Source organism: Arthrobacter sp., assembly GCF_031179985.1.
In the GTDB taxonomy this organism is placed as follows: Bacteria; Actinomycetota; Actinomycetes; order Actinomycetales; family Micrococcaceae; genus Arthrobacter.
The window spans coordinates 43,690-55,744 of record NZ_JAPSHJ010000006.1; the positions used below are offsets into that span (position 1 = coordinate 43,690).

At 63.4% G+C, this 12,055-nt stretch carries 12 protein-coding genes; 4 read left to right on the plus strand and 8 right to left on the minus strand.

What is annotated here, in order from left to right; genetic code table 11:
• Window positions 1-22: 22 nt before the first annotated feature.
• The 6 genes from RIN13_RS04485 to RIN13_RS04510 all read right to left on the minus strand — a co-directional run bounded on the left by RIN13_RS04485 (window position 23) and on the right by RIN13_RS04510 (window position 6,131).
• Window positions 23-643 (minus strand): SRPBCC family protein, encoded by a 621-nt coding sequence (locus tag RIN13_RS04485; protein WP_309106139.1) that lies wholly within the window; start codon window positions 641-643, stop codon window positions 23-25.
• Between the two features lie 146 nt (window positions 644-789).
• Window positions 790-1,260, minus strand: coding sequence for a mucin-associated surface protein (locus RIN13_RS04490; protein ID WP_309106140.1), 471 nt, complete (start codon window positions 1,258-1,260; stop codon window positions 790-792).
• A complete protein-coding gene (locus tag RIN13_RS04495; protein WP_375164708.1) occupies window positions 1,257-2,471 on the minus strand; it encodes a serine/threonine-protein kinase in 1,215 nt (404 codons plus the stop codon). Before RIN13_RS04495 ends, RIN13_RS04490 begins: the two co-directional genes overlap by 4 nt.
• Window positions 2,472-2,718: 247 nt before the next feature.
• On the minus strand, window positions 2,719-3,822 hold the full coding sequence (locus RIN13_RS04500) for a hypothetical protein (protein ID WP_309106141.1): 1,104 nt from the start codon (window positions 3,820-3,822) through the stop codon (window positions 2,719-2,721).
• A gap of 86 nt (window positions 3,823-3,908) precedes the next feature.
• Window positions 3,909-4,625, minus strand: a complete 717-nt coding sequence (locus tag RIN13_RS04505; protein WP_309106142.1) for a hypothetical protein — start codon at window positions 4,623-4,625, stop codon at window positions 3,909-3,911.
• Window positions 4,626-5,060: 435 nt separating this feature from the next.
• On the minus strand, window positions 5,061-6,131 hold the full coding sequence (locus tag RIN13_RS04510) for a Gfo/Idh/MocA family oxidoreductase (RefSeq protein ID WP_309106143.1): 1,071 nt from the start codon (window positions 6,129-6,131) through the stop codon (window positions 5,061-5,063).
• Window positions 6,132-6,270: 139 nt separating this feature from the next.
• On the opposite strand from RIN13_RS04510, the gene RIN13_RS04515 reads away from it, so the two are divergent.
• From RIN13_RS04515 to RIN13_RS04525, 3 genes are read left to right on the plus strand one after another with little or no spacing between them, the layout of a single operon-like run.
• Complete coding sequence (locus tag RIN13_RS04515) at window positions 6,271-7,491, plus strand: hypothetical protein (RefSeq protein WP_309106144.1); 1,221 nt, start codon at window positions 6,271-6,273, stop codon at window positions 7,489-7,491.
• 3 nt (window positions 7,492-7,494) lie between these two features.
• On the plus strand, window positions 7,495-8,202 hold the full coding sequence (locus RIN13_RS04520) for an ABC transporter ATP-binding protein (protein WP_309106145.1): 708 nt from the start codon (window positions 7,495-7,497) through the stop codon (window positions 8,200-8,202).
• Entirely contained in the window at window positions 8,199-9,380 is a 1,182-nt protein-coding gene (locus tag RIN13_RS04525; protein ID WP_309106146.1) for an ABC transporter permease, read from the plus strand. Before RIN13_RS04520 ends, RIN13_RS04525 begins: the two co-directional genes overlap by 4 nt.
• A 95-nt stretch (window positions 9,381-9,475) precedes the next feature.
• Here RIN13_RS04525 and RIN13_RS04530 read toward each other — a convergent pair whose 3' ends face one another.
• The gene (locus RIN13_RS04530; RefSeq protein WP_309106147.1) at window positions 9,476-10,219 is read right to left on the minus strand and encodes an ABC transporter ATP-binding protein; all 744 of its coding nucleotides are present in this window, start codon (window positions 10,217-10,219) and stop codon (window positions 9,476-9,478) included.
• Window positions 10,220-10,221: 2 nt separating this feature from the next.
• The gene (locus RIN13_RS04535; protein WP_309106148.1) at window positions 10,222-11,604 is read right to left on the minus strand and encodes an FtsX-like permease family protein; all 1,383 of its coding nucleotides are present in this window, start codon (window positions 11,602-11,604) and stop codon (window positions 10,222-10,224) included.
• 148 nt (window positions 11,605-11,752) lie between these two features.
• Between RIN13_RS04535 and RIN13_RS04540 the strand changes: the two genes are divergently transcribed.
• The gene (locus RIN13_RS04540) at window positions 11,753-11,920 is read left to right on the plus strand and encodes a hypothetical protein (RefSeq protein WP_309106149.1); all 168 of its coding nucleotides are present in this window, start codon (window positions 11,753-11,755) and stop codon (window positions 11,918-11,920) included.
• Window positions 11,921-12,055 lie beyond the last annotated feature (135 nt).

Consider the following 12,055-nt stretch of genomic DNA (forward strand, 5'->3'; position numbering starts at 1 on the left):
CGTTTTGTTGTCGTAGTGCCTTTTAGCGCTCGGTTGGCCGGCCGTAGGGAGCGTCCGGAGCCATATCCGGATCAGTGTTCACGGGTCGCTCCGTAGGGACGGCGCCGTAGCCCATCTCTTCCTCCATGGGCACGGTGGTTCCCGAGGTACCCGAAGCAGAGGTCAGGCCGGCATCAGAGCCGCTAACCTCGCCCCCGCTCACAGTTTCACGCCATGCACCGGTTTCCACTTCCCGTTCCTCGATGAACTTCTTGAAACGCTTGAGGTCCGCAGCTACCTGGCGGGAATCCAGTCCGATGGCTGCGCCGATGTTCTCGGCGGCTGAATCAGGTTCCCAGACAAGCTCAACGGTTACCTGCGTTTCTGTTGGGCCAAGCGCCTCGAACCAGACGGTTCCGGCGTTCCTTGGCTGGTCCAGGCTCTCCCAGGTGACGCGGTTGTCTGGTTCCTGGAGCGTGATTGCGGCATCGTATTCCCGCTTGACGCCGGCAATGCTGGTCTTGAAATGGACAGTGGTGTCGTCAATCTGTGTGACAGAATCGACGCCGCTCATGAAATGCGGGAAGTCCTCAAACTGCGTCCATTGATTGTAGGCCTGGCTGAGCGGGACGTTGACGTTGATGGATTCCTGAACTGTTGCCATGCGTAGTTCACTCCTTCAGCTGGCGGACCTGGGGTCCGCGGTTCTGATTCCGCAGGCTTACGGGGCCTGCTTAACCAACGTAGCCGGAATGAGAAAAAATAGTAAGCTAGCTGAGCAAATAGTGCTGACCATGGCCAAGAAGAAGGCTACCCGTCCTTGTCCTTGCCCTTTCCCTCGTCGTCCCCCTTGCCATCATTTCCGCCGTCGTCCTTCTTAGGCTCTTCGACTTTCTCCTCCGGTGGAGCGGCCGGCGTGGGGGTGGCAGATGCCGCAGCAGCCGCATCTGCGGCGGCCTTGGCTTGAGCCGCAGCCTGGGCGCTAAGAAGATCAGTCCGTACAGCCTCAATAGCGGTCATAATGCTTTGATGCCGTTTGAAGGACACCTCACCGTTGGCGCCGGCAACCTCGAGCTGCTCTTCCAACTCCGCCAAGGCGACGAGAGCCCCAGCGGGATCGTTCGCTGCTGCCAGGTCGGTCACCGTGAGGACCCGGGACTGGAGCCGCTTGGAGGCGTCGAATCCCAACTCAGGCTCTGCGGGTCCGCAGGCAGCCAGCGAGAGCACCAGCAAACCACCTATGACGGCTGCGCAAACGCGCCGGAGTGCATTACGGCTCAAGGTTCCACGCTCTTCTGCAACTGCTCGAGGTGTTCGCCCAAGGTTCCGGTGACGGTCGGGTAGGGGACGACGACGTCGCTGGCTTTCGGGGCGGAGAGGGAAATCACGACGGCGGATACTGCCGCGATAACCGCCAGGATGAGCAGTACCAGGCCAATCCGCCCGCGCTTCCCCAATTGCCGGATCCTGGACTTACCGGCCTCACGGTCCTCGGTTGTCGCTGCAGGGGTGACGGACGGGGAGGCATTCGAGACATAGTCGTGGGAATCCGCCTGCAAGGACAGCGGCGCGCGGGACGGAATGGCGGGCAGCATGCGTGTATGTTCTTCAACCAGCGGTCCCGGAACGGATTCGGTGGAGAGGAGGGCCTGACGTAAAGCTACTTCGATGTCGGCGGCAGTAGGCCGCCCCAAGGGATCGAGGGCCGTCATGGCCCTCAGCAGATCAGCCCATTCGTTGGGAAGATCCGGCGGGATTTCCGGTGCGCGTTGTAGCCGCGCTACAGCGGACTCCACAGCGCTGCCGGGATATTCGACGGCGCCTTTGATGGATTCCAGAAGCACCAGGCCAAAGGAGTAAATATCGCTGGCCGCGCCCATTTCGGCGCCTTTGGCTTGTTCCGGGCTGAGGTATGCAGCGGTACCCACCATGGTCCCGGTGGCAGTCAAACGTGTGCCATCGACGATACGGGCAATGCCGAAATCCGTGAGCTTTGGCCGGTCCGGCTCGCCCGGCCGACCTGGAACCAGGAGGATGTTTCCAGGCTTAATATCGCGGTGGATGATGCCAAGGCCATGGACGTAGGCAAGCGCATCGGCAATTCCTGCTCCGATAACGGCAAGTTCGTCCAAAGACACCGGGCCGCGTCTGATCCTTGTCCGGAGGTCCTCGCCCTCGATGAGCTCCATGGTGAGGAAGGGCCTTGGCTCGTCTGGAATCCGGTTATCAATGCCGGCGTCGAACAAGGTGACCAGACCAGGGTGGTTGAGGGTGGCCAGCAGCGTTATCTCAGCTTCCTGACGCTTGAGCTCTTCGGCGTCCGGGGCCTGCGGGGCGAACAGTTTGAGGGCCACATCACGGCCCAGATTCTCGTCCCGGGCGTTGTAGACGGAGGCCATTCCGCCGCGCCCGATCACCTCACCCAGTCTGTAGCGTCCGCCGACAACCTCGCTTTTGGTGTCGCTTGGCGAATCCACCACCGTCGTCCCCATCTCCTACTGGGCACAATGTCGCGCCGTACTTCAAGAATAATACCGTGACGGCTTTCCGCCCATTGCCGAGGGGACCTCAACACCGTTCTGTGACCCAAAGCAGACAGGCCGATGGTCCGACCGTGAAAAATCCGGGACCCTTCACGGTCGAACCGCCGACGCAACAAGGACGTAGGTGTGGTTATGTCTTCCAGGCGCCTCCTTTCCTGCCGTCGATTCCCTTAATAGATGTAAGTGACCAGCCCCGTCAGGCCCTACGCCGAAGGATCATCAACAGGCCGGCGAACAGGAGAAGCAGTGCCACCGGAAGCAGCGATGCATCAACTCCGGTCTTGGCAAGGGTCTGCTGGCTTGCTGCAGCCGTACCGGAACCAGCAGCGGAGACTGCAGGAGCCTTCACGAGACCCGCAGTGTTCACCACCGGTCCCGAACCCGACCCTGCCGTGGAGACCGCAGGAGCCTTCACGAGACCCGCAGTGTTCACCAACAGTCCCGAACCCGACCCAGCGGGAACAGTTCCCGTGCTGCTTCCACGGGTGCCGGAGTTGCCATCAGGGGTGGTGCCGGTGTTGCGGCCGGGGGTGGTTGGAGTGCCGGCACCGCCGGTTGTTCCGTCATCGGTACCGGGACCATCCGTACCCGGACCTTCCGTGCCGGGACCGTCGGTGCCGGGATCAGTTCCGCCACAACCCGCAGCGGAGCCGAGGCCAAGACGCAGGCAGAGATCCAGAGCGAGATCGCTGCCGATGCCGGTGTCTCCGGTACTGGCGACCACACCCAGGTTCACGGCGGCGTCTGCGGCGATGGTGGTGTTGTCAACGATGCCGGTTGCTGTGCCGAGGCCCAGGTTCACGGCGGCGTCTGCGGCGATGGTGGTGTTGTCACCAACGCCGTCAACGACGCCGGTTGCTGTGCCGAGGCCCAGGTTCACGGCGGCGTCTGCGGCGATGGTGGTGTTGTCACCAACGCCGGTTGCGGTTCCGGTGCCGAGGTTCACGGCAGCATCAGCGGCGACTGTGGTGCTGTCAACGATGCCGGTTGCTGTGCCGAGACCCAGGTTTACATCCGCTGCAACGTCAGCCACAAGGGCCGTCGAACCGGTGGTGGCAGGAGCTGCCGTGCCCAATGCGACGTCTACAGTGGCATTCAGCCCGGAGGAGGTTGACGGCGTTGAGTCACCCAGCAGGCCCAACGACGTCGTGTTTGCGGCTACGGCCGCTGAGACCGAAGCGGTGACGGACTCGTCCGCTGCGCTGGTGGTGTCCGCTGCATTGGCAGCGGTGGCGCCGAGGGCAAGTAGCCCGCCGGCAAAGAGGGTGCTTAGCAGCCCTCTACGAAGATGTGTATGCATAGGAAGTTCTCCTGAAGAGTTGGTTTAGGGGAGCCCATGGCTGCCCTGATGGCCGTTTCTGCCCGAAAAAGGCAGCAAGCACCCAACTAGTCAGGAGATGAACCGGGGTCGAACGACATTGGAGCAGGAGCATGCTGAAGGGGTCCGCTGGCCGGAGTGCTTCCCGGCTTCGGAAGATTGAGGGAAAGAGCAGGCAGGCAGGCAGCACCGCCGGAAGGCCCGCCGGATGAATGGCCGCTGCCTGATCCAGATCCTGGTACGGATGGAACAGCCTTAGATCCGGGAGGCCCATTGCCTCCGCCATATGGAGCGGCCACGCCGGAAATGGCCGCTTCGCCGGAGGTGTCTCCCAACGACATGGATGGCATCCACAGGGCAGCAAACCCCGTGCCCAGGGGCGCAGTGCCGGTTGAAAACACAACGGAAGAAACAAAGTCAGCAGTGTCCGGCAAAGCCGCTGTCGCGTCGCCCCCTGCGCCAGGATCGTCAAGGATCGGTCTGGGCAATGCGGGCTCGCCGACCAGCCCCGTTACGACACCGACCACGGGTGCGGGTAGTGCCACGTCCCCACCCGAAATGACTTCTGCGACGGGGTCCAGGACTGGTTGCAAAGCCGGAACTGTTTCGCTGGCGGACGGAATGACGGTCTCCGCAAGACCGCTGGCCGCATCGTCCACGGCTGCGCTCACTGGCGAAACGGCGTTCGAGACGACACCGTCCGGGACTACCTGGTTGATGACCGGGATGCTTCCCGCGGGGTTGTCAGCGGTCCCCGTCAGGCTGCCCACCACAGGCTGCAGCATTCCATTCGGGCCAGAGGCAGGGGAAGGCGCAGGAGACGGATTCACCGCACGCGAATGTGAGGGAACAGCTGATATGGCGTCACCGGCCGCTGAGGTCACTGAAGAAACAGATGACAGTCCGCCCAAGATTGAGCCTGGATGAGTTCCGGCGTCCGCGTTGGCGGCAGGCGAAGAAAGGGCGAGCCACGCGACGGCTGCTGCTCCGCCCCAAAGCAGGGAGCGAAGGGAAGGGAGGGAACGGGGCGTGTGCCATGAAGGCCCAAAAATACCCATGGATAGTCGCCCCCCCTCCCCATTTATGACGACTTGGCAACAGGGTAATCCCGTACGCGTTCGAGAGTCCATAGCCACAGGGCAGAAATCTGGCGGATGGAAGAAGCCACAAAAGCCATCCCGGCTTGGACTCCGGATCAGCGATCCGGGGGTCCCACCAAGTCAGTGCGCATCGTTAGGGTAAGTGACCCCCAGCTGCGCCCGAACACCGTCGAAGAGCCTCATTACGTTGAGCGAGTCATCGAGCGGCATCACGGGGCTTTCCGTCAGGCCTTGTTGGATGCACCGGGTTACCTCACGGAGTTCGTACGAATAGCCCCGACCGACAACGTCGAAGTGCTCCATTCGCGGTGCCTCGAAGCCAATCTTCACGGTGAGCTCCCGCGGATTGTTGATGGATCCGATGGTATGAAGGTAGCCGCGGCTGCCTGCGACCGTAGCGGCGCGCGGCCCGTGAGCCAAGAGCGATGAGGTGAGCTGGGCTTGGGCACCGTGGTGGTAGCCGAGCGTCAGCGCATTCTGGGCGTCCACGCCGTCGTCGTTCACAGAACCGGTGGCGCTGACCGTTTGCGGGAAGCCCAAGGTGCCCAACGCCCACAGCAGGGGGTAAACGCTGAGATCAAGGAGGGCCCCGCCACCGTCTTTCACAGCCCAGAGGCGCGCGGTAGGGGAGTACTCCGCCGGGAAGCCGAGATCGGCGTTCACCCACTGGACCTGCCCGAGTTCTCCTGATGCGGAGATCTCGAAGGCTCGTTGCATGCTGGGCAGGAAACGGCTCCACACAGCTTCCATCAGAAAGAGATTCCGGGACCTCGCCAGAGCGATGAGTTCGGCGGCTTCCCTGGCGTTGATAGTGAAGGCCTTCTCGACGAGGACGTGCTTGCCGGCATTCAAGGCAGCAAGGGTGATCTGGAAGTGATTGGCGTGGGGAGTGGCGACGTACACTACGTCCACTGACTCGTGGGCGAGCAACCGCTGGTAGCCGCTGGCGCCGTCGTCGTCGCCGAATGCGTGGGGAATTCCGAACTGGGCGGCGAACGCGTCAGCCGCACCCTGGGTCCGGGAGCTGACGGCATGGATTTCGGCGTCTGCAAGCAACGCCAGGTCCTTGGACACCGAATTAGCGATCCCGCCAGTGGCGATGATGCCCCAGCGCAGCGTCCGGCCGGTGGCGGTGCGGGGGTCCTGGTCAGGTTGGCTGAAGAGCCATGGCTTCGCGATCGGAGCAGTCATGGTGCCCATCTTCTCACTGCAGTGAGGAAAGCCTGGGCGTGGTGAGACCCGGGGTCCAATGGCACTACGCGGGGAGGGTTAGGCTTTGAGGGCATCTCTCGCAGAGAGGTTCTGTGGGGAGTCACCGAATGGAGAAGAGATGAGAGTATTCAGGCGCGTCATTTTACCCGTGGCCTGGCTGGCCGTGTTCGCCGTCATTGCAGTGACCCTGGTCAAAATCGCCTTTGTAGACGGACTGAAGCCCGATGACGCCGTGGCCGGACCCAGTGCCCAGGTCGCCATCCCGGTGGTTCAGGCGGCACGCGCCACCGTCACCAACTCGGTGGAAATCAAGGCGACCGTCCAGAGCGATGCCCCTGCTGGCGTCCGAAGCACGGCCGCCGGCGTGGTGTCGCACATCTTCCTGGAAGCCGGAGCCAAAGTCGCGCTCGGAGACCGTCTCTACCAGGTCCGCACGGAGCTTCCGCCGGAACCAACCGAGGAAACGGAACAGAATACGACGACGGCGGGCGAGCCTGGCGCTTCCGCTCCACAACAGGTGACGGCCCGCGTTCCGCTCTACACCTATACCGACGTGCTGGCTCCTGTCTCCGGGACATTGGAAACCTTGACCGTATTGCTGAAGCAGCAGGTGGGCGTGGGTGAGGTGACGGGAACAGTCAACCCCGGTACGTTCACTGTTTCGGGTGCAGTCAACGCCGCCCAGCAGTACCGGCTGCTTGCCAAGCCGGGGTCGGCGCAGGTCTCGGTTGTGGGTGGACCTGCCCCCTTCACCTGTCCCACCGTAGTTTTGAAAAACAATGCTGCCGGTGACACCCCTGCGAATGCCGGTGGCGGTCTCGCCAGTGCAGGCGGGGGCAGCGTTGGGCGTTCAGTGCCGTATGCCCAGGCCGGTCCGGGCGGAGGAGGGGCGGTGCCTGAGCAGGACACCACCCCCACCGGGACCCTTAGCTGCGCCATCCCGTCCGGCGTCGAAGTATTTGCAGGTTTGGGTGCCACTATGACTGTGACAGCGGGGGAGTCCGCCAACGTTGTCACCGTGCCGCTTACTGCTGTTCAGGGCAACGTTAAGGATGGAATTGTTTGGCTCGCTCCGGCCGGAAGCGGCCCAGCCGCAGGCGGCGACGGAGGTCCGGCCGGACCAGGTGCTGAAGGTGCAGCGGCTGGTCCGCCGCAGGGACCGCCTGCCAATGCAGCGCCCCCGGAACAGCGGAAGGTTCAGCTCGGCCTCAACGACGGCACCGTAGTGGAGATAGTTTCGGGACTGGCCGAGGGCGAGTCCGTGCTGGAGTTTGTTCCGGGTGCCCCCGCACAGGAGCAGCCCGGAGCGCAGTTCGGCCCCGGCCCGATGGGAGGCTGAGCTGTGGAGGAACTCGTTTCCCTGCGCGGAGTAACACGAACAGTTCTCTTGCCGGACGATCAGGAGCTCCACATATTGCGCGGTGTGGACCTGACGGTGCACAGCGGTGACCACACCGCCGTCGTCGGGCGTTCCGGCTGCGGAAAGTCCACGCTGCTGAATCTCCTCGGACTGCTGGATACGCCGACGGGCGGGGAGCTTCGGTTTCAGGGGACTCCGGTGGAGCAAATCCGCGGCAACGCCAGGGCGAGGCTCCGAGGGTCCTCGGTAGGCTTCGTCTTCCAGCAGTTCAACCTCTTGCCTGGGCGCAGCGCCTTGGACAACGTGATTACGCCGCTCCTGTATGCCGGCCCGTCCCACTTCTGGAAGCGCCGGGAACTGGCCATGGACATGCTGGACAGGGTTGGCCTGGCCGGCCGGGCAGAGACTTTTCCCAACATGCTCTCGGGCGGGGAACAACAGCGTGTTGCGATCGCACGGGCGCTGGTCCGCGGACCACGGCTGATCCTCGCCGACGAACCGACCGGAGCGCTCGACGTCGACACCGGCCAGGCCGTGATGGCTCTTCTTGATACGGTGGCCACCGAATCGGGAGCTGCGCTGGTGACCATCACCCACGACGTCAATGTGGCTGCCCTTGCGCGGGCCAGCTACCGGCTCGACTCCGGTGTGTTGACGTCCACCGAGGTTCCCCTGGGAGTGTCCGCATGACCGGGGTTGTGTCCGCCCTAGTGGAGGCGTGGCAGGAGTTGCGCATCAACAAAACCCGGATCCTGCTCGCACTCATTGGTGTGGCTCTGTCCGTAGGGGCCTTGACGTCCGTAGTAGGCGTAGGCGATCTGGCACGCGAGGGGATGAAGGCGAACTCCGAGCGCAACGGCGGCCGGTCCGCCACCCTGGGCCTGGGCGTGTACGGACCTACGATGCCGGATCCGGTCAAACTCGAGGAAGCGTACAAGGGCATCATCAAGCGCTATGGAGTGGAGTATTACACCCACGTCGGCCTGAGCCAGCATGGGTTCCAGTTTCCTTCTGGAGTGCAGCAAGTCCAGATGCAGTTGGTGGATCCGGGGTATGGAGTTATACACCGCACTGACGTGAGCACTGGAACATGGTTTGCCGCCAACGATGAAGAGCGCCTTGCTCCCGCCGTCGTGGTGTCAGAGGCGTTCTACAACGCAGCCGGCCGTCCCAGCCTGGTCACCCACCCGAAGGTGACGCTTACCGGGGACCCGAAAACCACGGCAGTCATGATCGGCGTGGTTGCAGACCAGTATCCTGAGGCTCCGCCTCAGGCCTTCATGCTGATGGGTGCTGCAGAGCGGGTGGGAATCGCAGCCGCAGGGGGGCAGTTCAAGTTCTGGGTGCAGGATGCCCAGGCCGGACCCCTCAAGGCTGCTATCACCTCCGATCTTCAGCAGCAGTTTCCAGGTATGCAGATTCACGTCGACCGTATGGACTACGCGAGCAACGGAGATCCCTTCGCCGTGGCCCAACTTGCCATTGGCGGGGTGGCTGGCCTCGTGCTGCTGTTGGGCGCCGTCGGCATGCTGAACATCTCAATGGTCACTGTGCGGTACCGGGTGCGGGAGATCGGCATTCGGCGCAGCTTCGGCGCAACGTCCCGGCGGATCTTCCTCGGTGTCATGATGGAATCCGTAGTGGCGACGGCCGTTGCGGGTGTGATCGGTGTGATGCTCGGCGTCGCCATCGTGAAGAATCCCTGGATCGAGTCCAAGGTTGCGCCCGGGCTGACCGAATATCCGCCCTTCCCCATTGAGGCGGCGATGCTCGGCCTGGGTGCGGCGGTGCTGGTCGGGGCGCTCGCGGGCGCCATACCGGCAACGGTCGCGGTACGGGTCAAGGTCATCGACGCCATCCGCTTCTAAGGACGAGACTAGGGGCGGCGATCCGGGAGGAATCCCGGGCCGCCGCCCCACTTTTTGCCGCCTACCTGGCTCAGCCGAATCCCGGCCCTGGGCCGTTAGCCCACAGGTGCCGTTGCCGCCACTGCCTTTGGGCTGGCGGGAGCCATGCCCTGAACCTGTTTGGGTGCCGTTTCCTCCGTCAGGCGACCCTGCTGAAGCCGGAAGCGCCTGTCCGTCTTGTTGGCAAGGGAACGGTCATGGGTGACTACCAGGATTGTGGTGTTGTGCTCCCGTCTTAGCGAGCTCAGGAGCTCAATGATGTGCCCGCCGGTCTGCTCGTCGAGGTTGCCGGTGGGTTCATCCGCGAGGATTAGTTTCGGCTCGTTGGCCAGCGCGCGGGCAATGGCAACGCGCTGTTGTTCTCCGCCGGAGAGCCGGTTGATTCGCCGATCGTGCCTGTCCACGTCCAGCTGCACCTGTTCCAGCAACTCCTTAGCCCGCTTCGTCCGCACGGAACGGCGGACTCCCGCAAACTCCATCGGCAGCATCACATTGTCCAACGCCGTGAGGTTGGGGATCAGGTTGAACTGCTGGAAGACAAAGCCGATGTCCCGCCGTCGGTACTCTGTCAGTTTGCCGTCCGGCATGCCTGCCAGGCTGACGCCGTTCACGACGACGTCTCCGCTGGTGGGTTTGTCCAGGGCCCCGAGCAGGGACAACAGTGTGCTCTTGCCGCTTCCGCTCTTGCCAACGATGGACGCCAGTGTTCCCTCCGCGAGTTCGAAGCTGACGTTGTTGACGGGTTTGATGGTGCGGTCACCGCTCTGGAACGTGCGGACCAGGTTCTTGACTTCGATCATGGCTACTCTCCTCGGAGGACTTCGATAGGACGGATGCGGGCGGTAAGCAAGGCCGGGACCAACGCCCCGATGATGGCCACACCAAAGACGGCGGCAATGCCGGCGGCTATAACCCCGGGTGAGGCGCTTGCCGTGACGGAAGTCAGGAGCTGGGTGGCACCACCGAGTGGACCTCCGCCGGGGAATCCGCCCGCGGCGCCACGATTTCCGGGTGCGGCTGTTGTGGTGGTGCTCGAGCCGATGAGGGCGGTAGCAATGCTGCCGCTGGCAAAGGAGGCGACGGCGGCGCCCACCGCGCTGCCCAACGTCACCAACACAAGAGCCTCGAGGACAAACTGCAGCCCGATAGTCCTGTTCGGTGCGCCGATGGCCTTGAGCACTCCGATTTCCTTGCGGCGTTCGCGGACCAGCATGACCATGATCAGCAGGATGATGAGGCCGGCGGTACCGAGCGCGGCGACGAAGGCCATGAATGAAATGTTCTTGACGCTGTCCAGGGAACTGACGGCCGTCTCCAGGTTCCGCTGTCCTTGCGTGACGTCTGCCTTGTCTGTGCCGAGGGCGGTTTGGAGAGCAGTCTTGGCGGCGTCCACATTCTCCATGCTGTTTACCGTCACAATCATGGTGGAGAGCTCGCCCGGAAGCGCGGCCAGGGTCTGGGCCTCCGGAAGGGTGAGGTAAACGGCATTGTTGCCGAAGGCGGTGCCGGCGTCGAAGAGTCCGGCGACGGTGAAGGTTTGATCGTTGATGGTGAAGGTGGAGCCCACCTTCAGGCTGTTCTTCTCCGCCAGAGTGGTTCCAAGCAGCGCGCTCTTTGACGCTGCCGTGTAGTCGCCGAGGCCTGAGCCGTCCGTAATGTCCAGCGCCTTGCCGGTGCTGTCTACCTCGGCTCCGATCCCTGTCGCCGTGATGGGCAGGGAGAACGTGCGGGCCGGTTGAGTGCCCGTGGTACCGGTCTCCTGGTTGCGGTTCCCGAGCGTCCCCGCGTCTACCGCTGGGGTGAGGCTCGTGGTCATTGTTGTTGTGGCTTGACCGCCGAAACCTCCACCGCCGCCTGCTCCCTGGCTTGCCGCCTCTGTGGCGTTCCGGAGCCGGAGGGCCTTTGTGCCCACAACTTCGGTCACGTTGGGAACTGCGGCGGCTGTGGTGGCTTCCTGGGCTGTCAAGGGCTCACCGCCGCCTTCAAATCCTTGGCCTCCCGCCGGGTTGACGGTGAGGGTGGTCCCGACGGACGCATTCAGTTCCGTCACTTTGGCAGTAACGGCCTGGTTGGCCACGAGCATGGCAAGTGCCAGCCCGATCGCTACGGCAAGGACAGCCACGACGGCGGTTGTTCTGATCTTGTTTCTGAAGGCATTGCCTACACTCCGGGCAAGGACGCTCACGGTACTCCTCGAAAATTTGGGCCGGCCGATGGCCTGGCAACTGGTTCAAGACTTCTCCGAACGGCTGTGTGCGTCACCGGGAGAAGCTATGGATTGCCTGTGAGGAGGGAGACGGTCAACTGGACAGGGGTGGTTTCCCTGGTGCCCTATGCGGCAGCAGGTTCCCGGCCTGGTGCTGGGTGCCGCGCTGGTCGGCGTCGAACGCGACGGCGATGCAGGCCTGCAGCGCGGCTGCGGCGGATTTCAGGTCCTCAAGGTTCCGCAGCTGTTCAATCAGCGCGGCACCGTCAGCGCAGGGACGAACCCCTGCCAGTGATCCGGCACCAGACGTGCGCGCTCTACTGCTGGAAGCAACTTCACCGCGGGATGTAGTCAGAGTTCCTTGTGGTTAGCGGGTGGTTCGCCCGACAAGCAGGCGCCAAGGCTGCGACCGGAATAGGCGGTTGCCTGT